Origin of the sequence: Victivallis sp. Marseille-Q1083 (genome assembly GCF_903645315.1) — a bacterium.
Lineage (GTDB): Bacteria > Verrucomicrobiota > Lentisphaeria > Victivallales > Victivallaceae > UMGS1518.
Window position 1 is genome coordinate 2,723,146 of sequence record NZ_CAHJXL010000001.1, and the last position, 22,983, is coordinate 2,746,128.

The 22,983-nt window shown below is 55.6% G+C and carries 29 protein-coding genes; 12 read left to right on the forward strand and 17 right to left on the reverse strand.

Annotated elements, in window-relative coordinates; translation table 11 throughout:
• Window positions 1–12: 12 nt before the first annotated feature.
• Both HWX74_RS11185 and HWX74_RS11190 read right to left on the reverse strand, forming a co-directional pair.
• The gene (locus HWX74_RS11185; RefSeq protein ID WP_176013615.1) at window positions 13–1,944 is read right to left on the reverse strand and encodes a beta-mannanase; all 1,932 of its coding nucleotides are present in this window, start codon (window positions 1,942–1,944) and stop codon (window positions 13–15) included.
• 71 nt (window positions 1,945–2,015) lie between these two features.
• Window positions 2,016–3,374, reverse strand: coding sequence for a hemolysin family protein (locus HWX74_RS11190; protein ID WP_176013616.1), 1,359 nt, complete (start codon window positions 3,372–3,374; stop codon window positions 2,016–2,018).
• Between the two features lie 249 nt (window positions 3,375–3,623).
• Between HWX74_RS11190 and HWX74_RS11195 the strand changes: the two genes are divergently transcribed.
• Window positions 3,624–5,438, forward strand: a complete 1,815-nt coding sequence (locus HWX74_RS11195) for a chloride channel protein (RefSeq protein WP_176013617.1) — start codon at window positions 3,624–3,626, stop codon at window positions 5,436–5,438.
• Window positions 5,439–5,445: 7 nt separating this feature from the next.
• Here HWX74_RS11195 and HWX74_RS11200 read toward each other — a convergent pair whose 3' ends face one another.
• The 11 genes from HWX74_RS11200 to HWX74_RS11250 all read right to left on the reverse strand — a co-directional run bounded on the left by HWX74_RS11200 (window position 5,446) and on the right by HWX74_RS11250 (window position 15,182).
• Window positions 5,446–5,814, reverse strand: coding sequence for a hypothetical protein (locus HWX74_RS11200; RefSeq protein ID WP_217704931.1), 369 nt, complete (start codon window positions 5,812–5,814; stop codon window positions 5,446–5,448).
• A gap of 318 nt (window positions 5,815–6,132) precedes the next feature.
• On the reverse strand, window positions 6,133–6,909 hold the full coding sequence (locus tag HWX74_RS11205) for a hypothetical protein (RefSeq protein ID WP_176013619.1): 777 nt from the start codon (window positions 6,907–6,909) through the stop codon (window positions 6,133–6,135).
• Window positions 6,906–9,542, reverse strand: a complete 2,637-nt coding sequence (locus HWX74_RS11210; RefSeq protein ID WP_176013620.1) for a glycoside hydrolase domain-containing protein — start codon at window positions 9,540–9,542, stop codon at window positions 6,906–6,908. The genes HWX74_RS11205 and HWX74_RS11210 overlap by 4 nt, the downstream gene beginning before the upstream one ends.
• Before the next feature lie 32 nt (window positions 9,543–9,574).
• Window positions 9,575–10,294 (reverse strand): type II secretion system protein, encoded by a 720-nt coding sequence (locus HWX74_RS11215; RefSeq protein WP_176013621.1) that lies wholly within the window; start codon window positions 10,292–10,294, stop codon window positions 9,575–9,577.
• Window positions 10,295–10,325: 31 nt separating this feature from the next.
• The gene (locus tag HWX74_RS11220) at window positions 10,326–11,402 is read right to left on the reverse strand and encodes a LacI family DNA-binding transcriptional regulator (protein WP_176013622.1); all 1,077 of its coding nucleotides are present in this window, start codon (window positions 11,400–11,402) and stop codon (window positions 10,326–10,328) included.
• A 169-nt stretch (window positions 11,403–11,571) separates the two neighbouring features.
• On the reverse strand, window positions 11,572–12,702 hold the full coding sequence (locus tag HWX74_RS11225; RefSeq protein ID WP_176013623.1) for a tyrosine-type recombinase/integrase: 1,131 nt from the start codon (window positions 12,700–12,702) through the stop codon (window positions 11,572–11,574).
• Window positions 12,703–12,704: 2 nt separating this feature from the next.
• Window positions 12,705–13,238, reverse strand: a complete 534-nt coding sequence (locus HWX74_RS11230; protein ID WP_176013624.1) for an ORF6N domain-containing protein — start codon at window positions 13,236–13,238, stop codon at window positions 12,705–12,707.
• Between the two features lie 12 nt (window positions 13,239–13,250).
• Complete coding sequence (locus tag HWX74_RS11235) at window positions 13,251–13,922, reverse strand: hypothetical protein (protein WP_176013625.1); 672 nt, start codon at window positions 13,920–13,922, stop codon at window positions 13,251–13,253.
• 62 nt (window positions 13,923–13,984) lie between these two features.
• Window positions 13,985–14,425, reverse strand: a complete 441-nt coding sequence (locus HWX74_RS11240) for a hypothetical protein (protein WP_176013626.1) — start codon at window positions 14,423–14,425, stop codon at window positions 13,985–13,987.
• Window positions 14,422–14,763, reverse strand: coding sequence for a helix-turn-helix transcriptional regulator (locus HWX74_RS11245; protein WP_176013627.1), 342 nt, complete (start codon window positions 14,761–14,763; stop codon window positions 14,422–14,424). Before HWX74_RS11245 ends, HWX74_RS11240 begins: the two co-directional genes overlap by 4 nt.
• An 8-nt stretch (window positions 14,764–14,771) precedes the next feature.
• The gene (locus HWX74_RS11250) at window positions 14,772–15,182 is read right to left on the reverse strand and encodes a helix-turn-helix transcriptional regulator (protein WP_176013628.1); all 411 of its coding nucleotides are present in this window, start codon (window positions 15,180–15,182) and stop codon (window positions 14,772–14,774) included.
• Between the two features lie 153 nt (window positions 15,183–15,335).
• Between HWX74_RS11250 and HWX74_RS11255 the strand changes: the two genes are divergently transcribed.
• On the forward strand, window positions 15,336–15,563 hold the full coding sequence (locus HWX74_RS11255; RefSeq protein WP_176013629.1) for a hypothetical protein: 228 nt from the start codon (window positions 15,336–15,338) through the stop codon (window positions 15,561–15,563).
• A 135-nt stretch (window positions 15,564–15,698) separates the two neighbouring features.
• Here HWX74_RS11255 and HWX74_RS11260 read toward each other — a convergent pair whose 3' ends face one another.
• The gene (locus tag HWX74_RS11260; RefSeq protein WP_176013630.1) at window positions 15,699–16,130 is read right to left on the reverse strand and encodes a hypothetical protein; all 432 of its coding nucleotides are present in this window, start codon (window positions 16,128–16,130) and stop codon (window positions 15,699–15,701) included.
• Window positions 16,131–16,250: 120 nt separating this feature from the next.
• On the opposite strand from HWX74_RS11260, the gene HWX74_RS11265 reads away from it, so the two are divergent.
• From HWX74_RS11265 to HWX74_RS11305, 9 genes are all read left to right on the forward strand, one after another.
• Window positions 16,251–16,598 carry a hypothetical protein gene (locus HWX74_RS11265; RefSeq protein ID WP_176013631.1) on the forward strand — a complete coding sequence of 116 codons (348 nt, stop codon included), beginning with the start codon at window positions 16,251–16,253 and terminating at the stop codon, window positions 16,596–16,598.
• Window positions 16,588–16,845, forward strand: a complete 258-nt coding sequence (locus HWX74_RS11270; protein WP_176013632.1) for a helix-turn-helix domain-containing protein — start codon at window positions 16,588–16,590, stop codon at window positions 16,843–16,845. Before HWX74_RS11265 ends, HWX74_RS11270 begins: the two co-directional genes overlap by 11 nt.
• Window positions 16,842–17,111 (forward strand): hypothetical protein, encoded by a 270-nt coding sequence (locus HWX74_RS11275; RefSeq protein ID WP_176013633.1) that lies wholly within the window; start codon window positions 16,842–16,844, stop codon window positions 17,109–17,111. Before HWX74_RS11270 ends, HWX74_RS11275 begins: the two co-directional genes overlap by 4 nt.
• A gap of 13 nt (window positions 17,112–17,124) precedes the next feature.
• Window positions 17,125–17,397 carry a hypothetical protein gene (locus HWX74_RS11280; RefSeq protein ID WP_176013634.1) on the forward strand — a complete coding sequence of 91 codons (273 nt, stop codon included), beginning with the start codon at window positions 17,125–17,127 and terminating at the stop codon, window positions 17,395–17,397.
• A complete protein-coding gene (locus HWX74_RS11285) occupies window positions 17,384–18,070 on the forward strand; it encodes a DUF6291 domain-containing protein (RefSeq protein ID WP_176013635.1) in 687 nt (228 codons plus the stop codon). Before HWX74_RS11280 ends, HWX74_RS11285 begins: the two co-directional genes overlap by 14 nt.
• Window positions 18,067–18,813, forward strand: coding sequence for an ATP-binding protein (locus HWX74_RS11290; RefSeq protein WP_176013636.1), 747 nt, complete (start codon window positions 18,067–18,069; stop codon window positions 18,811–18,813). Before HWX74_RS11285 ends, HWX74_RS11290 begins: the two co-directional genes overlap by 4 nt.
• Before the next feature lie 36 nt (window positions 18,814–18,849).
• Window positions 18,850–19,386, forward strand: coding sequence for a hypothetical protein (locus tag HWX74_RS11295; protein ID WP_176013637.1), 537 nt, complete (start codon window positions 18,850–18,852; stop codon window positions 19,384–19,386).
• A gap of 62 nt (window positions 19,387–19,448) precedes the next feature.
• Window positions 19,449–20,060 carry a site-specific integrase gene (locus HWX74_RS11300; RefSeq protein ID WP_176013638.1) on the forward strand — a complete coding sequence of 204 codons (612 nt, stop codon included), beginning with the start codon at window positions 19,449–19,451 and terminating at the stop codon, window positions 20,058–20,060.
• The gene (locus tag HWX74_RS11305; RefSeq protein ID WP_176013639.1) at window positions 20,050–20,235 is read left to right on the forward strand and encodes a hypothetical protein; all 186 of its coding nucleotides are present in this window, start codon (window positions 20,050–20,052) and stop codon (window positions 20,233–20,235) included. The genes HWX74_RS11300 and HWX74_RS11305 overlap by 11 nt, the downstream gene beginning before the upstream one ends.
• 141 nt (window positions 20,236–20,376) lie before the next feature.
• On the opposite strand, the gene HWX74_RS11310 is transcribed toward HWX74_RS11305, so the two are convergent.
• From HWX74_RS11310 to HWX74_RS11320, 3 genes are read right to left on the reverse strand one after another with little or no spacing between them, the layout of a single operon-like run.
• Complete coding sequence (locus tag HWX74_RS11310; RefSeq protein WP_176013640.1) at window positions 20,377–20,814, reverse strand: hypothetical protein; 438 nt, start codon at window positions 20,812–20,814, stop codon at window positions 20,377–20,379.
• Window positions 20,811–20,975 (reverse strand): hypothetical protein, encoded by a 165-nt coding sequence (locus HWX74_RS11315; protein WP_176013641.1) that lies wholly within the window; start codon window positions 20,973–20,975, stop codon window positions 20,811–20,813. The genes HWX74_RS11310 and HWX74_RS11315 overlap by 4 nt, the downstream gene beginning before the upstream one ends.
• Window positions 20,972–21,376, reverse strand: a complete 405-nt coding sequence (locus HWX74_RS11320; RefSeq protein WP_176013642.1) for a hypothetical protein — start codon at window positions 21,374–21,376, stop codon at window positions 20,972–20,974. Before HWX74_RS11320 ends, HWX74_RS11315 begins: the two co-directional genes overlap by 4 nt.
• 166 nt (window positions 21,377–21,542) lie before the next feature.
• Between HWX74_RS11320 and HWX74_RS11325 the strand changes: the two genes are divergently transcribed.
• Window positions 21,543–22,823, forward strand: coding sequence for a transposase (locus HWX74_RS11325; RefSeq protein WP_176012237.1), 1,281 nt, complete (start codon window positions 21,543–21,545; stop codon window positions 22,821–22,823).
• Window positions 22,824–22,983: the final 160 nt, after the last annotated feature.

Here is a 22,983-nt window from a genome sequence, read left to right on the forward strand (position 1 = left end):
GTTTTTTTTTCGCTATTTTTTCCGAAAACGCAGTACGCTGCCGGAATTCCCCGGTATCGTCCAGCGCTCATTTTCCGGCGGCGCGCCGTACGCCATCGAATCGAAATGCCAGCCGGCCGCCGCCGTCAGCCGGTCGGTTAACGGTTCCGGCGTATTGTTGACCGCCACGACCAGCAGTTCATCCGGAGCGGCGGAGTGTTCCGTCAAGGTCAGTGACCGGTTCGTTCGGGTGACGAGCCGGACGACGCCCGCCAGTTCGGCCGCCAGTTGATAGAGCCGGTAACAGGGCGGCGCTTCCGGCAGGAACATCCGGGGCGTCGTCGCGGCGGCCAATTCGAGCGGCACGGCGAGAAACAGCAGCTTGCCGTTGCCGTGGCGGTGGCAGGTGAAAACCGGGTCGCCGTCGCCGTCGCCGGCCAGCGTTTGAGCCCCGCGGCAGGACAGTTTCACCAGCGTGCGGGCCGGACAGTCGAATTGGAAGGCTTCGGAACGAACGGTCACCGGCGCGGTTGCCGCGGCGGTGTATTCGATGTCGATGCCGAACGCTTCATTGCAGGGCTGCAGGATGCCGGCATCCGAGCTGACCAGCAAAGTGGCGCCTTGCCGCACCTTTTCGAGCAGGGCCAGATAGCGGTGCCGCGGCATGCCGGCCGGACCGGCGATCGACGGCATCAGATAAAAGGCCGACGGCTTCAACGGCTGTTCCGCCGTTTGGAATTCGACATCGAAACCGGCCTGTTTGGCCAGCAGGAAGCAGGCGTAAGCCGCGAGCCAGTTGTCCTGGCCCGGCGTCAGGATGACCACTGCGTCGCGGCGGAACGGCGGCAGTTGACGTAAATTGGCGCGATCCAGCAGTTCGGCGAATTGCTTCAACTCCAGCAGGGCCGGTTTGCCGCCGCCGTCGCGGCGGATCAGGCCGAGTTCGCGTTCGATCGCCATCCAGTCGTAGGGGGTCTGCGCCAGGTCGCCCTGGTCGAAGGCGCACCACCAGAGCATGCCCCGGCAATCGTGCGCCCAGGCGTTCCACAGCAGGTTGCGCATATATCGGCCGGCGACCCGGTCGCTCGATACGCCCGGTCCGAGCGTTCCGGCCTCTTCGATGAAGGCCGGTACGCCGCCGACGTCGCCGTAGAGCCGGGTTTCCGCCGTCGCGTGAAAGACGTTCCGCATCGTATGGATGGGATCGAGGGCGCAGCCGGGGGTGAACAGCGGATAGGGGTGCGTGGTCAGTACGTCGGTGGTTTCCGCCTGTCCGGCAATCGTCCAGGAGTTGCCGTCGGCGTAACAGACGAGGCTGTGCATGCCGGAGACGACCGGCCGGCCGGCGTCCTCCCGTTTGACGGCCGCGGTGATCGTATCGCTCCACAGCCAGGCGGCATCCGGCGCGTGTTCCAGCAGCGCCATGCAGTTGCATTCGTTGCCGAGATCCCAGGCGACGATCGCCGGACAGTCGCGCAGCGAGCGGACCAGGAAACGGACCAGTTTCACCTCCCAGCGGACCGCCTCCGGATCGGTCAGGACATTGACGCCTTCAAAGGCCGGCGGCACGTGCATCCGGCCGCTCATCCAGCCGGTGACGAGTCCGACGATCAATTTCAAATCGTACCGGTTGGCCAGTTCCGCCAGGCGGCGGAAGCGTGCCACCATCGTTTCGTCGACCCCGGCCCGGCCGGCGGCCGTATCCGGCAGCGGAAGGCCGCCGGCCAGCCGCAATTCGCCGCCGGTCTGGCACCAGCGGGTTTCCCGCACCAGCGGCTGGAAATCCGGCCAGAGCGGAAACACCCGCAGCGTTTCAATGCGGTTCTTTTGCAGCAGTGCCAGGTCGGCTTCCACCGTTTCCGGCTGCCACTGCCGCCACATCGCGGTACCCGCGTGGCTGGCCCAGTAATTGCAGCCGACGAAAAAACGGCGGCCGGACGCGAAAATCCCGGTTGGCTTCTCCATGATATCGCCTTTCGATTGTTGGCTGAAATGTCTCTGCGCTTTTTGCCCTCTCCGGCTGTGACCGCCGGAAATCATGCTTCCGGAGCGTCGGCCGCGGCGGCAGATTCTTCCGACACGGGCGGCTTTACCGTCATCAGCACTTTGTCGGCCCGGCGTTCCACCACCGACTCCACCACCAGTTCGACCCGTTGCGCCGGCAGCGTGACCTTCGCTCCGGTTGTCGGCACCGCGTTGAGCTGGCCGAAAATCAAACCGCCCAGCGTGTCGTAATCCTCCTCCGGCAACGGAATACCGGTCGCCTGGGTCACTTCATCAAGCCGCATCGAGCCGTTGAGCCGCCAGCGGCCGTCGCCGAGCACTTGCACTTCGTCCGACGTGTCGTCGTATTCGTCATACAGACTGCCGACGATCTCTTCGAGCAGGTCCTCCAGCGTGACGATGCCGGCGGTGCCGCCGAATTCATCCAGCACCACCGATAAATTGAGCTGGCGGTTCCGCATGTTTTGAAACAGGACATTGGCGCGCATGGTTGCCGGCGCGAAATAGGCCGGCGTGATCAACTGCCGCAGATCGGGCGGCCGGTCGGAACTGAGTTTGGCGGCGAAATAGGCGCGAAAATGCAGGATGCCGACGATTTCATCGATATCCTCGTGATAGACCGGCACCCGGGAGAAGCCGCATTCCAGCAGCACTTTCTCAATTTCTTCCGGCGGGGTATCCAGGTTCAGCGCGACGACCTCGGTACGGTGGGTCATGACGTCGCCGGCGGTTTTGTTGTTGAATTCGAAGACATTTTCGATCATCTGCTTTTCATCGCTGGCGATGACGCCGTTTTCCTCGCCGATATCCACCAGCAGGCGGATCTCCTCCTCGGTGACCTCCTGCTTGACCGCCTTGCCGCCGCCGAACAGCTTCAGGAAGAAGTTGACCGAGGCATTGAGCAGCCAGACGAACGGCGCGGTGAGTTTGGCGATCCAGTCGATCGGCCCGGCGACATAAAGTGCGAAGGTTTCGGCATAACGCAGGCCGAGTTGTTTCGGAATCAGTTCGCCGAAGACCAGCGACAGGTAGGAGAGCACCAGCGTGATCAGCAGGACGATGACGGCGTCCAGCGTCGTCCGGCTGAGGAACGTCACGCCGTGCGCCAGCAGCCAGTCGGTCAGCGGATCGGAAAAGGAATCCGCCGCGAAAGCGCTGGCCATGAAACCGGCGAAGGTGACGCCGACCTGGACGGTGGCCAGAAAACGGCCGGAATCGGCAAGCAGTGCCGCCAGCCGTTTGCCGCGCCGGCCGCCCTGTTCGGTCAGGCGGCGGACGGCCGCCTGTTTCAGCGAAATGAGCGCCACTTCCGAAGCGGCGAAGAATGCGTTCAGCAGAATCAAAAAGAACAGTACCAGCAACTGAAACCCGAGAATTCCGTCGTCTTCCAAAATCAGTCCCCATCTTTGCGTTGATATCGGTGATTGTTCAAAAAATAATGGTGAATCGCCGGTTTTACAACTCGAAAACCCGGATTTGTGGCCGGGATGTCGGGAGATGAAAATTTCAGGCGGCAAAAACGGCGCAACGGCCGGGCGGCATTGACATTCGCGCTGTAAAGTGGTATATTAAGCAGTTGGCCGCTTCGTGACGGAAGAGGGGGAGAAACAAGGCTGGGTGGCGGAAATGATTGCGGGAAAATGAAAAAATTTTTATGGCGGTTCCACCGGCAGGTCATTTTGCGGACAGTCAATTTCTGGTATTCCCGCTGGGGGGAAAAGAGTTTTCTGATTGTGCTGTCCCTCGCCATCGGCGCGCTTGCCGCAGTGGCGGCGGCGGCGCTGCATGCCCTGGTCGTCCAGTTGGAGTTGCTCGGCATTCAGTTGCGGGATTTCTCGAACCGGCTGCATGAATATGCCTGGCTGCTGGTGGTGTTCTGTTTGCCGATGTTCGGCCTGCTGCTCTCCTTCCTGGTCCAGCGATGGTTCGGCGGCCAGCGTTATGCCAAGAGCCTGAGCCCGCTGATTCTGGCGCTGAACCGGCGCCGCACCAATATTCCGCTCAGCGAGACGGTTACCCATCTGATTTCCAGCGCGTTTTCGGTCGGCTTCGGCGGCTCGGCCGGTCTGGAGGCGCCGAGCGTGTTGACCGGCGCGGCGATCGGCGCCAATGCCGGGTCCTTTTTCCACATTCACCGCCGTTTGCGCAGCCTGTTGCTCGGCTGCGGTTCGGCTGCGGCGATTTCGGCGATTTTCGGCAGTCCGATCGCCGGAGTGCTGTTCGCGGCCGAAGTGCTGCTGCCGGAGTTCAGCGTCTCGGCGCTGGTGCCGATGATGATGTCTTCGGCAGTGGCCGCCGTGGTCTCCCACCTGATCATTGCCGACAATCAATTTATCCTGGCCATCAATGCGCCGTGGCGGACCGATGCGATTCCCTGCTATTTTCTGTGCGGCATCGTCTGCGCGCTGGTCGGCGTTTACGTGATCAGGGCGGCCTACTGGACCGCCGGACTGTTGAAGAACAAATTGCGCAATCCCTGGCAGCGGCTGTGGGTCGGCGGCAGCATCCTCTGCATCATTCTGCTGTTGTTCCCGGTCTTGAGCGGCCAGGGTTACCTGTTCATCGAAAAACTTTTTGCCGGTGATGGCGACGGATTGGTGGCCGCCTCGACGCTGCTTTCCTGGCTGCCGTCCAATACGCTGACTCTGCTGTTGCTGCTGGGGGTCGTCATCCTGCTCAAAGTGGTCGCTTCGGTGCTGACCGTCGACGCCGGCGGCGACGGCGGAATTTTCGCGCCGTCGATGTTCATCGGCGCTTTTACCGGTTTTGCGTTCGCCCGCCTGGTCAATCTGACCGGCCTGATTCAATTGCAGGAGTACAATTTCGTCGCGGTCGGCATGTGCGGCGTGTTCACTGCGGTGCTGCGGGCGCCACTGACCGGAATTTTCCTGATCGCCGAGGTGACCGGCGGCTACATTCTGTTCGTGCCGCTGATGATCGTTTCTTCGGTGGCCTTTCTGGTGGCGCGTTTCTTCGAACCGCATTCGATTTACCGGAAGGCGTTGGTGGAAAATAATTTGCTGGACGACGACCGTGATCAGTTGCTGCTGCGCCGTCTGCCGGTGCGTCCCAGCATCAACCGGCAGTATCACGCGCTGCGCCAGAACGACCAGCTCCACAAAGTGATCTCGGTCGTCGAGGACACCCCGGATGAAACCTTTCCGGTGCTGGATGATGACGGCCGGTTGATCGGAGTGGTCTATCTGGACAAGATCATGAGCGCCATGCTCCATCCCGAGGTTTACAACCACCTGCTGGTTTTTGATCTGATGGAGGAGCCGCCGACGGTGATGACGCCGGACGATGATCTGGCGCACGCGATGGCGGCTTTTGATATGTTCCGGTTGAAAACGCTGCCGGTCTGTGAACGCGACGGCCGGTTTGCCGGTTTCCTGTCCCGGGCGCCGATTTTTGCCAAATATCGCGACATGGTCAAGGAGTCCGACAGCTTCTGAGCTGGCTTTATTGGCCGAAAACGCTGAAAAGACGGTTGCCCGCCACGACTTCGGTGACGATGCCGCGCTCCATCCGGGCGACCGTGTAAATGCTCAATACCGTCATGCCGCTGCAGGCGATGTCTCCCATCATGAATGCGAACCCGCCGGTTTCGCCGATCAGCATCACCTGGTAAATGTTCATGCCGATCAAGACGAATTGCCGCAGCGCCACCAGCAGCAGCAAGCCATGATGAGGAATGCCGTTGTGCGGCGTTTCTCCGGCGAGCGCCAGCCGGATATCTTTCCGGATTCCCCGGCGGACCCAGGCCCAGACGGCCAGAATGCCGAGCTGGCATGGCAGCGCCCAGGCCAGAAGATGGTGCGACAATAACATCTTGTCGTCGAGCCCCATTTTCCGATTGTAAAAATAGCTGATCTTGAAAGTCGGAGGAGCCGAGCTCCTGGAGTTTGACCGGGAGCATGCGGCCGGGAAGCATGGTAAAGACGCTTAAGGTCATACCGCCGATCATCAGCCAGATGAATACCGCCGCCAGGGAGCGCAGCGTATAATTCAGGGGGCCGCAGCGATAGCGGCCGGGAACGGCCGCCTCGAAAGAAACCGTCTCCATCTGATTCGTTTTCATGATTGCCTGTTTCTTTTACAACTATAAATGTACGGATGAGTTTACCGGAAGGGCGGGATAGACCGGTGTCAGTCGTCCGGATCAAGCTGCCGGCGGAATTGCCGGGCCAGTTCGATCGCCTGCTGCCTGACCTCCGTTCGATCGCTGCCGCCATATTCCAGAAAGACCGCCGCGAAATAAGGTCCGAAATCCGGCCAGACCGCCTGCGGCTTCAGCCAGTAGGATTGCGGCGGCGTCAGGGTGATCGAAACGATTTCCGGGGTGCGTTCCCAGTTTGGCAGCGGCTGGTCCGGCACCGGCAGGAAAAGGCCGTGCCAATTGCTTTCCCGGTCGCCGACGGCAAAATTCAAACCGCCGAAATAACTGACGACCGCCGAGTCGTATTCGTATTCGAAGTGAATGCCGTCGACCCGGAACGGCTGCTCCGATAAATTGGTCAGGCTTTCGAGTTTCAACAATACCACCGGCAGCCGGCGACTGATGTACAGCGAATAGACGAGCCGGAACGGCCGTTCGGCCGGCTGGTCGGTCTGGTGAAGCGCCGTCACGGTCAAATGGGTGAACTCCGGCGTTTCCCGGGTGGTTTGAATGGCTTCCAGGCGTTCGATTGCCGGCCAGGAAATCCCTTTCTGCTCATAACCGACGCCGTACCGTTCAAATTGGGTCAGCGCCAGGGTCAGGAAATAGAGTGCCCGATCCTGGTTCTGAAAGCGGGCGATCGGCGGGGTGGCAGTATCCAGCGTCAGGGTGACCGTCGTCCGGCCGACCGGATAAGAGACGGCTTCGGCCCGCAATGCGGTCGCCGCCGCCAGAAAACAAAACAGGAATAAAATCAGCCGTTTCATCGGGATTCTCCAGTCGGCGGAAATTGGTGGCGCGCTTCGCCGATCAGTCGGGCGATGCGGTCGCGTTGCGCCAGCAGATGTTCCGGGGTGTAATCGAATTCGGTCAGGCTGTCGATCAACTGATCGGGAGCCTGCTGGGCGTCTTTGAGTTTTTCGGTCAATTCGGCGGCTTCGGGAATGGCGGCCAGCCGGTCGATTTCAGCGGCCAGCAGAACGAAGTACTCCCGGTCTTCCAGCCCGTCGCGGATCGCTTCGGCGCGCAGGCTCGGCAGCGGCCTGGCCAGCAGCGGTTTGTCCTGAATGACCCGGCAGGGAGGATAGAACAGCATGCCGTCGCCGTTGGAGAGGATGGCGCCGTTCCAGGCGTAAGTGCCGCCGTTGTCCCACGGATTGCGAACGCCGCCGGCGGCGCCGTCCGGCCCGAGGTAGTCGGCCGCCCAGTAGAGCGAACCGCTGATCTGATACTTTTCCGCCATCCAGAAGCGGATGCGCGGCAGGATGCCGGGGCTGTCGATATTGTTGGCTGGGTAGGGATAACGGGGAAACATGCAGACATACCACCAGACTTCATCGCCGGCCTGTTGCCGCTGCCGGTAGAATTCCGGCTGATATTTGCTCAGAATCGGCACCCAGATATCGACGGAGCCGATCAGCGGCTGCAGGTTTTCCGGCGCTGTGGTGACGGTCAGCAGCCGTTTGATTTCCGGCGCCAGTTCATGATAGGTGTCCAATTGCCGCTTCACCCAGTCGAAGATGATTTCGCCGGGTTCGTCGATCTGGTAGAAAAAAGCGTAGTCGAGATAGCCTTTGGCTTTCAGGTGTTCGATCAGTTGCCGGTAAATGTGCCGTTCGGCGGTCAGTTCGCTGGTCGGCGTATTGAACGGGAAGGCCGGCGTCGTCCAATGATAACCGACGTTGAAATCACCGAGGCCGAGTTGGCCGAAAACGTAATCGGCCTGCCGGTCGAAAGCGGTGAAATCGCAGTTGCCCGCCTCGTCGACGTCGACGGGATCGTAGCGGAAAAACAGTCCCGGCGAAAGCCGGTATTCCGCCATCGTTTCGATCATCAGCCGGTAGAGCTTTTCCTGCTCCGCCGGTTCGGTGGCGCCCATGAAATATTCAAAATGATTCCACGGCGCGTAGGCGGTCCGCATCAAGGTTCGTCTGGGCAGCGTGAAGTCGTAAACCGTCAACTCCGCCGGGATGACCGTCGTCCGGCTGCCGTCGGCCAGCGTGACCGTACCCTGGTAGACGCCCTCCGGCGTGCCGGCCGGAACATGGCTTCTCAAATAGAGCGTCTTGTTGCCGCGCGCCGGACAGTGCAGTTGTTCTCCGTCGGCCAGCGGCGCCAGCGGGTCCGGCCAGTAACCGCTGTGCCCGAAGGCGTCGACCGGCGTGACGACCATCACCTTTTCCACCGCAAACGGCGTGACGGCGTCGACCGGCAGCCGATGACCGTCCGGCCCGGTAAATTCTGAAACCGAAACGGTGTAATCCCTGGACTGCAACGGCCGGACGACCAGCGAAACTCCCTCGTATTCGTTGCCGGCGCAGCTCCAGCGCAGGGTGCCGTCTCCGGCCGGGCCGGGGAGGTCGTAATCCATGATCTTGTACCCGGCCGGCGCGGTCCAGAATTGCGCTGTTTCCGTGGCGGCGAGGAGGTTGCCGATCGGCCGGTCGTAGGGCAGTGCGGCGCGAACGCCGCGCCCGGCGGCGATTGCCGGTTGGCCGGCCGCGTTCCGGACGACGGCCAGGCAGTTGAAGGTGTCGGGCAGCCGCTCCAGCGGCAGTTTGACGCTGGCCTGGCCATCGTGGAAATCGAGCGGGAACTGTTCCCGGCCGTTCGCGCTGTTGACGAGCAAAGTCCCGTGGCGGCCCTCGCTGCCGCTGACGGTCAAAATGCCGTCCGGCGCCTGAAAGGCGAGCGTTGCGGCCGGCGTCGCCGGACCGACGAACAACGGCAGCATCGCGTCATTTGACCAGAGATTGAGATGCGCTCCGTTCAGCCGGTAAGTTTTGACATAGGCGTCGGGCAGGGTGACCGGCGGGGTGTCTCCCCAGGCGACGACCAGCGGCGTGACGTTGCCGCTGGAAACCTGGCGCTCGGCGTTGAACCGGAAAAAGCCTTGGCCGGCGTCCGCCTCCAGCCAGTCGAGCGGGATGGTCACTTCCGCCAGCCAGCCGTCGGCCGTTTCGCCGGTTCGGGAACGGATCGGCAGATCGACCGCCGTATTCCAGCTTTCGGCATCGGCGACGGCATTGCGGCAGTTGACGGTGAAGCGGTACGAATTGAGGGCGGCGGCGCCGGGATCGAAATAGAGCGTCAGCGCGTCGTCGGCCGCCAAATCGGCGTCGCGCGGCGAGGATTCGCCGCGCAGTGCACCGTTTTTACCCTTCAGGACCGCCCGGAGATAGACGTTGTCGCGGTCGGCGTAGAGCTGTAATTCGGTCGGATAATCCCGGTCGCCGAAGGTCGCCAGCACTGGAATGGTTGTCCAATCGACGGCGGCGTCGGCGATGACCGGAAGCGACATCGCGTCGGTCTGATGGAACCTGACCGTAGCGCCGGGCGGCGGCGCGGCCGCCAGCACCGCCGTGGCCAGGACGCAGAGACAGCTGGAAACGATTTTCATGATGATTTTTCCAATCGGGGTTGCGGTTCTGTTCAAAGCAGCCCGCCGTCTTCCAGGCCGCCGACCCAGTTGGTGCCGGGCACCCAGCGGCGTTCGTTGTAATTGAGCAGCTCGTAAACCGGCACCGCTTCGACATGGCCGTCGAAAATCAGGCAGTTCGCCGCATTTTGCCGGTGACGTGCCGCCACCGGGTAATAATTCTTGCCGCCTTCATTGCCCGGAAAAACCGAACCCCATTCAATCGCCCAGGAACCGTAATAATTGCCGAAGCCGGTTACGTCGCTCCCGTTGGCGGTATCCGCCATCCAGATCTCCCGGCTGCTGTTGCCGTAACGGTCGATCGCGGCGCGTTTCATCGGCGGATTGCCGGTGTTGCTGGCTTTTTCGCCGACCAGACGCTGGAACAGACCATAAGTGAATTCGTTACGGGTATCGAAATTTTCATCGACGGTGTATTTGCTGCTGGAGCTGGGACAGAAATAAATATCTTTGGCGGTCACGTACTTGTAATCTTTCAACAGATACGGCCAAGGCCACAGAAAATTGTCGTAGGGGAGAATGCACAACGTATAATCGTCATAATCATCGCCATACATCCACATCGCCAGGCCGAGTTGCTTTTGATTGCTGATGCACTTGACGCCCATCGCCTTGGCCTTGGCTTTGGCCAGCGCCGGCAGCAGCATGCTGGCAAGAATGGCGATGATCGCTATTACGACCAGCAGTTCGATCAGTGTGAATTTTTTTCTCATGATAAGCCTCCTTTGGATTGTTCCATTTGGGTCAGGAAAATTTACATGGCGTATTGCCGATATTCTGTTGTTGCTCCAGCGTGGCATGGGTTTCATAAAGCGGCAGCCGGTCGAGCTGGCAGCCGCTGCAGCCGCAACTGATCGACGGATAAAAGCGGGGCGGCACCGCGATGCGGGCCGGCTGGAACGGCCGGTTTTTTTCATTGATGCGCTGGAGCATCAAGTCGACGGTCAGTTCGGCCTGGCGGCGGATCGGCTGGATGACGGTGGCCAGCGGCACCGAACAGAAATCGCACATCGTCAAGCCGTCATAGCCGACGATGGCGATGTCGTCCGGCACCCGGAAACCGGCCCGGAGCAGGACGCCGGTCAATTTGGCGGCGATGTAATCGTTGGCGCAGCAGACCGCCTCAAGCGACAGTTCCCGGAGGTGCCGGACGATGGCGTCCGGCTCGTTGTCATAGTCGCCGAAGCTGAAAAGGGCCGTTTCGATTGCGGGCAATCCGCATTCGGCCAGAGCTTCGCGCATGCCGCGGATTTTTTCCCGGTTGGCGCTGGCGTTGGCGGTGCCGATGCCGGCGAACCCGATCCGGCGGCGGCCGTGCCGGTGCAGATGCTCCACCGCCAGCCGGCAGCCCTGCGCCAGGTCGACGGTGACGTCGAATCCCGGTGTCGGAACCGGCGGACTGAATACGAACGGCACATTTTTGCCGTCGAGGTCCTCGATCGAACCGGCGGTGAAGATGATGCCGTCGACGCCTTTGGCCACCAGCTCGTTGGCGGCCCGGCGGGAAGCCTGTTCATCGATGCCGTAACAGGAAAGCAGATTGTAACCGTGCTGGTAAAAGAGCAGCGACAAATCCAGGAAGAACGACTGCATCAGCACCGACACATAAGGCACGCCATGGATGCCGATCGTCTTGGTCGCGCAACCCTTCAGGCGGCGCGCCGCCGAATTCGGCGCATAATTCAATTCTGCTGCGATGTCCTGAATCCGGCAGCGCAGCGCCGTCGAGACCTTGGAGGTGCCGTTCCGGTTCAGGGCTGCCGACACCGCCTGCTGCGAAACGCCGGCCAGCTTGGCAATGTCTTTCATCGTTACGGTCATGTTCGTTCCTGTAATAAATTGTTCGTACAATCTATCGGTTTTAAAAAAAACGGCAAACGGAATCTGCCAGCTTGAATTGTTCGTACAATCTATAGTATAGCAAAAAATGAAACGAAATTCGAACTCCCGTTTTATGTATGATTTTTTGATTGACATACATTTTGACGCATTATTTTTCATTTTTAACAGATTTTTCCAATTTCACGGATGGAAGCCGCTGAACAAATCGGGCCGACGTGAGATCATGGCTGTATAAATCCGTTTGACGATCCGACACATGACCGACAAGACCCCGGACAGCATGTCGCGGTATTCCGGCTGCATCACAGCGCGTCACAAAACTATCACGCAGACTGTTAAATGCGACAAATCCGGAAGCATCATCGCAAATTTTTAGCTTACGCAGGAGATCACCAAACGCACGGCGAAAAGAAATAGATTCAGGCTCATACGGCCACGCTCCCAAAACGCGATCCCCGACGCGCGGCAGGGCCGCCAGAGCAGCCGTAAGTTGCGGATGAATTGGAATCTGGACCGAACGGCCAAACCGCGCCGTCTTTGCCGGAAGCGTCGTCAATACATCGCCGGAAATCTGATCCCACCGCAAAAGAAAAACATCTTTTTCCCGGAGGCCGGTAAACCATGCAATCATCGCAGCAGACTTCCACGGCTCCGGAGCAGAACGATATATGCGGACAAACTCATCTTCTGTAAATGGCCGCTGGTGACGGGAACAGACCGAACGATTAGGTATCTTCGCGAACGGCGAGGCGTCCATACCGGAATCCAGAAGCGTAAGGCGAAAAACGGCGTTCAACGCCGATTTGATGTTGTTGAAGTTCTTCCCGTTTCCTGTATCCGGACATTTCCCGCAAAGATATTCAAAGGCAATGTCCGGAGTTACTTCATCCATATACCGGAGCTTGACCGTCTTACAAAATGCCCGGAAACGCTTTTCGGTGGTTTCTCCGAGCGACTTGTATTTCTCCGCGACCGCTAGGGCATCGGCAAGTTTCAGACGGCGTTTCCGTCTTTCCCGGTGGATTGTTTGTATGTCAGCGGCGGGCCGAACACCGGCTGCCACATCCAGACGGATTGCGGGCGCTTTCGCCCGCTGGTGCAGTCTGGCGGCTTTGTTTTTGCGCAGCAGGTCCGCTTCCAGCGCCCGCGCCGTCACCAGATCGGACGTACCGAGATTTACCGTCGTCGTTGCGTATTTAAGCCGTCCGTCCGGCAGGGCGATGATCGTCCGAAAATAGGCATGATAAAAATTTTCCTTACCGCGTTGACGTAATGCCATGATTACTTTTTCTTTGAATCAAAGCCGATTTTTCGACTAGCGGTATTTTCCTGTGGCGGAGCGTTGACTACCGGCGGGAACAGCACGTCATGAATCATCTGAATCGCGGCATCATGGTGGATCAGCTTCCGATCCATTTCCGAGATCATCTTTTTCAGTTCCTCATAGCGCGATGATTCCCGGCGCAAGGCGACAAAGGCGCGCACAACATAGATGCTCATTTCGATTGCGAGCGGAGAGTTCAGGACCATCGCGGCCATCACCGTTCCGTGTTCGGTAAAAGCCCATGGCGCGACTGAACTGTGTTTCAAGGTGGCGAACCGGTCACAATTTGTGACCAGTTCTACAAACTCTTCCTGATTGAGCTGAAAGGCGAAATCTTCCGGGAATCGTTCGGCGTTGCGTTTTACCGCCTGGTTGAACACTTTGGTTGCCACGCCGAAGAGAACGGCCAAATCTTGCGAAAGAATGACATTTTCGCCGCGGATCGACAGTATGACAGTCCGGATATCCGGTTTTTTCAATGCGTTTTCCATAAAATCATCCTTCTATAAATCAATGTTCTGTAGCTGCTTTTGTTTTTCAACTTTCGGCTCATACGCAATAACAAAAACAGCTGAAAAATCTTTCTCATAAGAATGTTCTAATCCAGTCAACAGCATTGCATTTTTTAAAGTGAAACAATTGTCAAATGATACCGTTCCATTTTTAAACATTTCAATTTGATTGGTAGAATCAGCACTCCAAAACAGTTGTGCCGCATTACCTTGAAAATTAAAACGGTCAAGATTTGTTCGGAAAGCTATATCAGACTGAAATATAGGTTGAAAATAGTTAAAAGATTGCGGGTATTTTTTTTGCAGAGCCATATCAATTTCCCGGAACTCATAAAAAGCCTCTACTAAATTCTCTCTATTGTACCACTTTCGTAAAACAATCGCATTTAATCCAGAATCAAAGAAAAACACCATACTAAATGCAAGACCGTTTACTTCTTTTACAGTGTAGATTCCATCTGGCTTTTGATTCATAGGATACGCCGTTTGGTACTTTTCTAATACTGCTTCTGGTGAATCACCCCAATTCAAAGAAAAAATATCATATGGAGGTGTATCTATGACGTTTGCAGTAGTTGCTATTTCTCTTGCAGGTAAATCTTTTGTCATACATCCACTGAGCATGCCACATATTATGAAAATAACCACAAGTATTTTTTCCATTTTCCCTCTAGCTCCATATGCTATGATTTGCCTATAGTTTTATTATTAGGTTTACTTCTAAATCAATATTGACGTAACTCTAACAGGTTTATACGCCTCTCTAATTCATGCACCTGCGATTCAAGCGAAGCAGATACAATAGGAACTATCCCAAAATTCCAAATTGCATTAGACATTTTTTCTTGTTCTGCTTGTATTTCGACAAGTTTCCCCATTAAATCATCCAATTCATCGAAAGAAAATTTTATCAACTTCACATTGGTAGCTTGACCTTTCTCAAGTTCCAAAAGACGAGAATCAACAGCCATTGTATTATTTGCATTGGTAGCTTGACCTTTCTCAAGTTCCAAAAGACGAGAATCAACAGCCATTGCATAATATTGAAGCACATCAAGCGTGCGTGCACTTTCCTTGTTTTGTATAAATAAAAACACAACCGCAACCGAATTGACGATACAAAAAAGCGTTAGCGCAACCAGCAAAGCAATATTTATCTTTTTCACTTTTTCAACACCCTTAACATTTTTATCTTTTCTTCGGCGGTCAGGGTTTCATCTTCCAGAATTTTATTCACAATGGCGGCATCCGGTGCGACAGCAACCCCTCCTTGTATCTGAATGGCATTATCCCCGGCGAGTTGCGCGCCGGTCAGATTGATTGCCGCTTGTGGAAACAACTTAAACAACGTTTCAAGTTTCATGGATTCCACCTTTCGTTTCCCGGATAGGAGGTTATTGATGTGCTGATTGGTCAAATTTGCCCGATCAGCAATCGCTTGCTGTGTCACGCCGGAACGCCATTCCCTTTGCAGAGCTTCCCGGATTTCGTCGTAGATAGTCATGATGTGCCTTATTTACCGCCCCGCCTATATGCCGTGATTGTCTTCAATACCGCGTCTTTTGCCACCGGATCAATATCCAGCATGATGATTTCAGCAATCAAACCTGATCGAAACACTTCCACGGAATCGCTGCCAATTTGGTTATTGTCTCCGAGAACGACACTACCATTTACCGCGTTGCAGTGCCCCTTGATTTTTATTTTCCGGTCGTCAAGTTCCGGAAAATAATCACAAAGACGATTCCAGTCGTCACCATAGACAAATTTTTTATTGCCACTCAAAAGTTTTGAAAGATTATATGGCGTTATCCCAGTCATGCGGCAAAAAGCCGCCTTCGATCCGCGATTATCTTCTATTGATTGTCGAACGAGCCGTAAGATTTCTTCTGTTATACAATGTTTGTCACCGGAATTTGCCATGTTTTTTCTCCCTTTGAATACTACAATATACATTCCAGACTGCCATAAGCAATCAATGTCTTGAAATTTTCTGTATTTTTTTTCAAAACAGCGCTTGTATTGTTGCCAATGGCAATATATCTTTACGAAGATTCAACCAAAGGAGCATGGAAAATGGAAAAAGAAAAAATGAAAAATCTTCCCACAAGAGAAAGTATACACGCTCAAATCGTTTCTTGTGCGAAGCAGCGGGGAATGACGATTCAGGGCTTAACCGAGCGTATTCTCCGGGCATGGATTGACAAAAATTTTTTTGTTGATAATATTGCCAATGGCAATAATACTGCCGCAAATAATTTTGTATCGTACCAAACAACAACGCAGAAAGGAAACCTGCGATGACTCCCCGACTGTTATTTCCCCGGTTACAGGAATTCCCCCGGGAAACAAGCACTTTGGATGGCCTCACTTACCGGACGCGCTATTTTTGCAATTTGTATAGCGTGATCAATTTGTGCGGATTCGATTATCCCGAACTTATGGATGAACTGGAGCGCTTAACGCCCATGTTATACCGGACGCGGCTGACAATACAACACCAAGCGCAAATGCCGCCAGCGCGATGCGGGAAAAGGTCTGGTATCTGGGCTGGATTGCGGGCCGCGCTATTTCCCGATTCGGACAACTCCTGTTTGCCCATCCTTCAAGGGCCGCCCTGCAGGCTGTGTCAAATACTTGTACTTCACCGTAAAGAGCAGCGACGCCACTTAGAACCGCTGTTAAAAGACTACCGGCACTTAGTGCCGATAGAATGCGAACTGCCGGAATCGCTGACGGTTGAGGAAGCGAGACAAGCAGCGTCAACAATATGCCTGACAATGAAATAAGGAATTTCAGCCATGAAAAATACGCTTGATATTTCAATTCCATGTTGCGCCGGAACAGTTCAGCCCAGGATTCATCGCTCATTGCGTTTCCCTTTCGTATGCTCTGGTTTGCCCGGATTCGTCACGATCGCGCTGTGGATAAAATACATCTGGTGAAAAAAAATTTCAATGTAAAAAAAAGAACGCAGAAAGGAAACCTGTCATGAAAACCACATCATTACGGACTACATCGGTCTTGAAAATGCTGCTTGAAAGAACAGCCGCCCATACCGGTAGCAGTGTATCGGCAGTGATCAAGGCGGCGACGCGCGGGATCGTGCGCGGCAGAACTGTAATACCGCGAAAAATCACGAAAGAGTATTACACAAGCGGTCCGGAAATTATACCGGTCAAGAACCTGCGAATACCGGCGATACCGCCGGAGGATTACCGGAAGCAACTTGCCTTGCGCTGCTTGGAAGAGCTGGATAAACCGTCACCGGAACTACCGGTTTTTCCGCAACGGGAAGGTATCGATTACGTGGTAAAGGAGAGCGACGATGAAGATTGAAGAACTGGAATTGGCAGTTGCCATCGGCGACCGGATCGCCGAACGGATCGAAAGCCGTTTTTCGGTGATGCCGACGCTGACACTGGACCAGGCCGCCGAAGCGCTCGGCGTCTCCAATGAAAAAATGCGTCAGCTTTGCAACGACGGCAAAATTCCTTTCATCCGGGTGGACAAGTTCTACCGGATCAAGCCGGGCGACATCAATCACTATCTGAATCAGCATTATCACCGGGAGGGACGGCCATGAAGGAAAACATCGTCATCAAAACGCGGCAGCGCAGCTTCACCATTCCGGCGGGTCGGCCGGTATTGATCCGCTGGGAATGCAAGAACAAAAGCCGGCCGGGCGTCAGCGTCGGTATCGGCTGGCTGAAAAAAGGCGATCGGCCGCATACCGTCGAGTTGGTGCACCAGACCTTTTCGACCTGGGATCAGGCCGAAAACGAATATGCGTCGCACTGGACCATTTACGAGAGCCGGATTATCGACATCCGGCCACTGCAGAGAATATGAAAGGGAGGGAGTTATGCAAACGATGCTTAGAGCGGCAAGAGCCGTCGATCAAGCCGCATCCCGGTCAGGCGGTTTGCCCGCCGGGCGCCTGCCGCGTCTGTTTTTACCGTTACGGCCGGTGTATGCCGGTCGGCGGCGCCGAGCGGGAAAAAGGCAAATCATCGCGGCGCTGTTGATCGGATTTGTGCTTGGGATACTGCTTGAACTGTGGCTTCAGGCGGCGCAGAAACAATACCGCCGGACGATCGGCCTGGTGACCTGCGAGGCGAACCATGCCGGCGATTGAAACGGTAACGGTTTTCAGGACCTGGGTGGAGGTTGCCGACGCGCTGAAATCAGATGCGGAGCGCGGCAAACTCTACCATGCCATTTGCCGGTATGCGCTTTACGGCGAATCACCGCAACTCGACGGGCTGCTGTCCACTTATTTCACCTTGATGCAGCCGTCGATCGACAAATCGGCCAAACGCAAGGCCGCTATCAATAAGCGGTGGAACGATATACAAACCGATGTACAAACCGGTATACAAACCGATGTACAAAACAACATACAAACCGATGTACAGAACGGCATTCAAACCGATATACAAAACAACACAAAAACCGGTATACAAAACGGTTCTACGCGCGCCCGTCAGACTGGGACAGGGACAGGAAAGAAAAGGGTTTCTAAAGAAACCCCAAAAGAAACGGTGGTTTCTTTTGCCGGTTTGATTCCGGAGCCTCTCCGTGTCGCCGCTTTTATCCGGGCCTGGGCCGAATGGGAGGCGGCGCGGAAGGCGAACCGCAAGAAGCTGTCGCTCCGTGCCGCCCGGTCGCAACTGGCGTTGCTGGAGCAATACCCGGCGGCCGAGGCGGTCGAGATGATCAATGCGTCGATCCGCAATGACTGGCAGGGCATTTTCCCGCTCAAGGCACAACCCAAACTCCGCGGCGAAAAGGATTATTCCGGCATATGATCGACAGGATTGAAAACCACACGGCTTTTTGCCGCTGCCGGTGCGGCAGGACATTTTCGGTGGCTTTGCCGGAGGATCCGGCAGCGCGGGAGATTGCCGTCGATCTTTACGCCGCGGCCCGTTGCCCGGACTGCGAGAACGAATCGGCCCGCCGGCAGTCGGCCGCCGAGGCGGACGCGAAACAGGCCGCTTATCTGGCGCTGGTGCCGGAGCTGATTGTCCAATCCGGCATCCCGGCCGGTTACCGGCTGGACCCGCCGCCGGTGCGGGTTGTTGCGGCCTGGCTGTGGGAACACCGGACAAACAACATTCTGTTGTCCGGGCGGACCGGCAGCGGCAAAAGCACCTCGGCATGTTGTGTCGCCTCGCGGCTGATTGCCGAACACCAGCGTGTCCGATATTGTACCTTACGGCGGCTGCTGGCCGACTGGTGCGCGGCCAAGACCGGCAAACAGTATGCGGCCGAAGAATTGTTAACCGACATCGGCAAACTTGATTTGCTGATTATCGACGAAATGGCGAACAAAGCCAATATCTCGATGAGCGGGCAAGAACTGCTGTTTGAGTTGCTGGAGGGGTGCTACTCCGGTGTCCGGCCGACCCGTTTGTGGTTGCTCGGCAATTTTTACCGGGGTGCCGTCGCCGATATCTTCGCCGATCCGGACCCGGTATTACGGCGAATCAGGGAACGATTCGTCTGTGCCGTCATAGACGGTGATCAAATCAAACCAATCGCTTTTTGATTTTGGGCATAAAAAAATATGACAGGATTTGCAAAAATGAAAATCAGAACCACCAAGAGAACAGAAATCAACGGCCGCCCGTATCAGAAATATGCCACCGTGGAGGTTGACACGGAGCAGGCCAAACAGATGATTGACAGCGGCAATGCAGTTGAAGCAGAAAAAAAAATCGAACCGCTTTATCCCACCAAAAAATATTTCACAAGTGGGAACAAGGTGGTTTATGATTCGAAGGGAACCAGCCTGGCCAGGAAAGTATGGAGGCAACAGGCGCAAGAAATGTCGGCTGTCATCATCGCCCAACATTGGCCGGAAATCTATGCAAAAACGAGCGGACCGTCAACCGAATACCGGGTGGCGAAAGCGAAACGCGAGTTGACCAAACAATTTTATCCCTGGCTTACTGTCGTCAATAAGAGAACAAAGATGCCGACCACCGCCTGCAATAAGGCGAAAGAGATTTGGGACGCCGCTTTGAATGAACTAAGTGCCAGGCTGTTGGATGAATATATCACGCAACGGATCGTGCGAACCGCAAAAGGAAAAATTATTGGAACTGAATATTTGTATTAAAGGTTAAAGGAAAATCGCGATGCAATGTACGACCAAGATCAATAGCAGGGAAGAAGCATGATATGGCCGGTATGAAGCGCCTGGAATTGCCGGAAATCGCCCGGAGAATGAAACAGATGCCGCTGAAATACGCGGCAATCGTGGCGATCGGCGTCCCGACCGGCTGTCGTATCTCGGAAATCCTGCCGTTGCGGCGTCGGGATTTGATCGAATACGAATCAATCCGGGAAGTGGTCAGCTTTGAGAAACTCAAAGCCCGCGACGGCGACAACTGCCGTAAAATGACGATACCGGGCGTGTTCCGGGCGACGCTGGTCCGCTGGCTGAATCATGAAGCTGACCGGGGTTATTGCCGGCCGGACGATTATGTCTTCCGGGGGCAGGCCGGCGACCACCTGTCGCGGTTTACCTGTTATAACTATTTTCGCTCGATTCTGGGCCGTGGTTACGGCACCCATTGGATGCGGAAAACGTTCGCCTGGGAAATCTTTCGTTATTACCTGAAACAAAGCGCCGCCGACCCGATACGGGCGCTGGAATTGACCCGGCAGGCGCTGGGGCACGCGCGGATCGACACCACGATTAAATACCTCGGCATTGCGGAAGAAGCGCTCTACGAAGCGCAAAACGCCATCTTTGCCGATATAGAGACAGAGGAAGAACATGGACAATGAAAATCTAAATCCCTACAAAGGTGTCGCCGACCGGTGCGGCCTGTCGGAAAAAACCATTCGGACCGCGTTTGCGAAGAAGCCGATCACCTATCAAACCGCCTGCCGGATCGCCAAACACACCGGCATACCCGTTCAGTATTTCCGAATCAAAGACGACCGGCGGGGAAGAAAATGAGGAGAAAAAAATTACAGCCTTTTTCCTGTTGGCAACGCCGGCAGGAAAAAGGTGGCGAAGAGGTTTGGAAAAGGAAGAGCGCGAGAAGGAAAGAACCTTTCCTCAAAAGGTTTTTCCTTCTCGCATCCCCCCCTTTGTCCACTATTCGGCTGCCGCCGTTTCCGGCGTTTCCGGCGGTTGCCGGATTGCCTGCATTCGGGCGATGGTGTCGGCTGCCGTTTCGCCGGGTACGCCGATATAAACGACCGCCTCGGTATCGACATTCAATCCGAACAGTTGGCCAAAGAAGGAGCCGCGCCTGGAATGCACATAGACCGGTGCCGCCGTGGACCCCTCCGCCATTTCGGGACTGGTACCCATTGCGTTGACCGCGCCGCCGGCAATGATATTCGGCAGCACGGTGCCGCTGGAAAGCGAGCCGGAGGTCTCCACCTTGAAGGCGTCCACCCCGGAGCCGATGCCGACGGCTTTGTTTTGCAACGCCTCGCAGCCCTGCAGCAGCGCCGCTGCCGCGACGAACGCCGCGACGACGATCCCCCGGGCAAGTGTGCCGGCTGCAATTCCATTCTGTTTTTTCATTTTGTTTCGGTCCTTTCCTTGTTGATTTCTTTGATGACGGCGCAATTGTCGCGCCGGCGGGTACATACTTCGTGAGTGACGAAAGTGTTCAGTTTGGTGCAGATGACATAGGTGCAGCAAACCATCGTTCCGGCGATGCAGAATACTTCGTAAAAACTCATTTCTTCCTCGCTTTCAGGCCGGTAAACCGGAAGGCCGGCGCGCCGCCGATGCGCAGCAACACAAAGAAACGCAGCGCGTCAACCATGACCACATAACGCCGCATCTGGTCAACGGCATAAGTGCCGAACGCCGCCCGAACGCCGTTGCGAAGGAACCGCCAATCGGCTATCCAGCGATCCGTCCACCGGCCGCCGTCGTCGTAATCCAAATCGTGAATCCAGGCGACCGGCACCAATGCCGGATGCAGTTGATCCAGCATAAAACGCAGCCAGGGCGGAAACCAGCCGGCGCCGATGCCGTTGCAGACGGCGTCCGCTCGCTGATTATCGCATAGTTTCCAGCGGCCGGCCAGCTTCAATTGTTCCGCCCGGCACTGGATTGTTGTGACATTGTGTTTCATAAACCTCCTTACATTACGGCAAAAAGAGTGCATTCTGCGAAATACATTAAATTATTTATTTTTAACTATTTACAATGCATTGAAATTTGAAAAATCCTCCAACTGAAATTATATTGTAATCTTCTAGCAATCAAAATCATAACTCCAGAAGGAGGAATAAAAACCAATGCAACTATCTTTATTCTGCGATTATCGCGGGTACGCCAACTCCAAATACGAGAGCCTGTTTCTTGCGCTGGAAGAATCTCATACTAGTGTCGCTAAGAAGAAAGGTCCTGGTCGTATCGGCTATGGAGATTTGGCTTACCTCAAAGCATACGTTTACAAGCACGCGGAGGAAATCAAAAGCATTCCGGAGCTCTTGCGCAATCTGCAACGGAATCCGGTGATCTGCGAAATGATCGGTTTCCAGTATGATTCGCTGCCGGACTCGTCCCGTTTTTATACATTCCTGAGCAAGACAAAAAACTCCGAAATCCAGGCGATTCATCATGCGGCGGTTCAGTCGCTGATCGGCGGCGGCGTGGTTTCGCTTGACGTCCTGATCGTCGATTCCAAACCGGTCATGGCCAATACCAAGCACAACAATCCCAAAAATCCGAGTCGCTCATTGGATAAAGAGGATAAAATCCCCCGCAATCCCAAAGCGACTCTCGGCTATTATTCTTACTTGAAACAGCCATTCGGCACGGGCAAGCAATTCAGCTTTTTCTGGGGCTTCCGGACGCACGTATTGGTCTCCGAAGAAGGCGTTCCGCTGGTCGAAATCACCAAGCCGAACAACATCTCCGACGAACAGATTGCGCACTCGCTCTTACGCAAACTCAAACGGGTCTACGGACAGAAGAAAGGCCGAGTTTTTATCGCCGATTCCGCCTATGACCACCGCCAATTCTACGACTTTATCAAGGACGAAATCAAAGGCCAAGCATGCATCCCAATCAATCCGCGCAACCAGCAAGCGGCCAAACTTCTCGGCGAAAAAGGCTGTCCCATCTGTCCCGGCGGACTCGAAATGAAATATTCATGCATCACCAAGAGCGAAGGCCGCACCCGCAAGAAATTCCGCTGTCCGATCATCGCCGGAACGCGCCCGGAAAAAGCCGAATTACCTGGCCAATGCCCTTGCAATCATCAACGATTCTGTACCGGCAGCCGCTATGGCTGTACCGCTTACATCGACGTTACCGATGATGCACGCGCCCAGGTCCCGCGCCAAAGCGCATGGTACAAAGAGACTTATACCAAACGTACCGGCGTCGAACGCTATTTCTCGCGCCTCGGCTCGCGCGAGGTCGAACAGACCACGCATTTCAATTACCGAGCCATCCGCAACCAGATGAGCATTGCACATCTGACGCTCGCGCTCACCGCCGTCGCCGCCGCATTCATTCTCGAACAGCCGGACAAAATCCGCTGTTACAAATCGTTTGCTGACGCCGCATAGCTTCGCGATAATCTCAAATTTTTCAATCAACCCCGGCGAATTCACATCCGCCTTAATTCTTCACGCCTTTTTTCAGCGATTTTTTACCCAATTCTGCACCAACTCGTACTGTTTGCTTGTTTTCAAAGCTTTTGCCGGTGGCTCAAACTGCTTCCTGTTC

Excerpts from the sequence above, each read along its gene's own strand:
- HWX74_RS11185 (WP_176013615.1), bottom strand. The coding sequence starts at position 1,944 with ATGGAGAAGCCAACCGGGATTTTCGCGTCCGGCCGCCGTTTTTTCGTC.
- HWX74_RS11195 (WP_176013617.1), top strand. The coding sequence starts at position 3,624 with ATGAAAAAATTTTTATGGCGGTTCCACCGGCAGGTCATTTTGCGGACA.
- HWX74_RS11200 (WP_217704931.1), bottom strand. The coding sequence starts at position 5,814 with ATGTTATTGTCGCACCATCTTCTGGCCTGGGCGCTGCCATGCCAGCTC.
- HWX74_RS11205 (WP_176013619.1), bottom strand. The coding sequence starts at position 6,909 with ATGAAACGGCTGATTTTATTCCTGTTTTGTTTTCTGGCGGCGGCGACC.
- HWX74_RS11210 (WP_176013620.1), bottom strand. The coding sequence starts at position 9,542 with ATGAAAATCGTTTCCAGCTGTCTCTGCGTCCTGGCCACGGCGGTGCTG.
- HWX74_RS11215 (WP_176013621.1), bottom strand. The coding sequence starts at position 10,294 with ATGAGAAAAAAATTCACACTGATCGAACTGCTGGTCGTAATAGCGATC.
- HWX74_RS11220 (WP_176013622.1), bottom strand. The coding sequence starts at position 11,402 with ATGACCGTAACGATGAAAGACATTGCCAAGCTGGCCGGCGTTTCGCAG.
- HWX74_RS11225 (WP_176013623.1), bottom strand. The coding sequence starts at position 12,702 with ATGGCATTACGTCAACGCGGTAAGGAAAATTTTTATCATGCCTATTTT.
- HWX74_RS11230 (WP_176013624.1), bottom strand. The coding sequence starts at position 13,238 with ATGGAAAACGCATTGAAAAAACCGGATATCCGGACTGTCATACTGTCG.
- HWX74_RS11235 (WP_176013625.1), bottom strand. The coding sequence starts at position 13,922 with ATGGAAAAAATACTTGTGGTTATTTTCATAATATGTGGCATGCTCAGT.
- HWX74_RS11245 (WP_176013627.1), bottom strand. The coding sequence starts at position 14,763 with ATGACTATCTACGACGAAATCCGGGAAGCTCTGCAAAGGGAATGGCGT.
- HWX74_RS11250 (WP_176013628.1), bottom strand. The coding sequence starts at position 15,182 with ATGGCAAATTCCGGTGACAAACATTGTATAACAGAAGAAATCTTACGG.
- HWX74_RS11255 (WP_176013629.1), top strand. The coding sequence starts at position 15,336 with ATGGAAAAAGAAAAAATGAAAAATCTTCCCACAAGAGAAAGTATACAC.
- HWX74_RS11260 (WP_176013630.1), bottom strand. The coding sequence starts at position 16,130 with ATGAGCGATGAATCCTGGGCTGAACTGTTCCGGCGCAACATGGAATTG.
- HWX74_RS11265 (WP_176013631.1), top strand. The coding sequence starts at position 16,251 with ATGAAAACCACATCATTACGGACTACATCGGTCTTGAAAATGCTGCTT.
- HWX74_RS11270 (WP_176013632.1), top strand. The coding sequence starts at position 16,588 with ATGAAGATTGAAGAACTGGAATTGGCAGTTGCCATCGGCGACCGGATC.
- HWX74_RS11275 (WP_176013633.1), top strand. The coding sequence starts at position 16,842 with ATGAAGGAAAACATCGTCATCAAAACGCGGCAGCGCAGCTTCACCATT.
- HWX74_RS11280 (WP_176013634.1), top strand. The coding sequence starts at position 17,125 with ATGCAAACGATGCTTAGAGCGGCAAGAGCCGTCGATCAAGCCGCATCC.
- HWX74_RS11285 (WP_176013635.1), top strand. The coding sequence starts at position 17,384 with ATGCCGGCGATTGAAACGGTAACGGTTTTCAGGACCTGGGTGGAGGTT.
- HWX74_RS11290 (WP_176013636.1), top strand. The coding sequence starts at position 18,067 with ATGATCGACAGGATTGAAAACCACACGGCTTTTTGCCGCTGCCGGTGC.
- HWX74_RS11295 (WP_176013637.1), top strand. The coding sequence starts at position 18,850 with ATGAAAATCAGAACCACCAAGAGAACAGAAATCAACGGCCGCCCGTAT.
- HWX74_RS11300 (WP_176013638.1), top strand. The coding sequence starts at position 19,449 with ATGGCCGGTATGAAGCGCCTGGAATTGCCGGAAATCGCCCGGAGAATG.
- HWX74_RS11305 (WP_176013639.1), top strand. The coding sequence starts at position 20,050 with ATGGACAATGAAAATCTAAATCCCTACAAAGGTGTCGCCGACCGGTGC.
- HWX74_RS11310 (WP_176013640.1), bottom strand. The coding sequence starts at position 20,814 with ATGAAAAAACAGAATGGAATTGCAGCCGGCACACTTGCCCGGGGGATC.
- HWX74_RS11315 (WP_176013641.1), bottom strand. The coding sequence starts at position 20,975 with ATGAGTTTTTACGAAGTATTCTGCATCGCCGGAACGATGGTTTGCTGC.
- HWX74_RS11320 (WP_176013642.1), bottom strand. The coding sequence starts at position 21,376 with ATGAAACACAATGTCACAACAATCCAGTGCCGGGCGGAACAATTGAAG.
- HWX74_RS11325 (WP_176012237.1), top strand. The coding sequence starts at position 21,543 with ATGCAACTATCTTTATTCTGCGATTATCGCGGGTACGCCAACTCCAAA.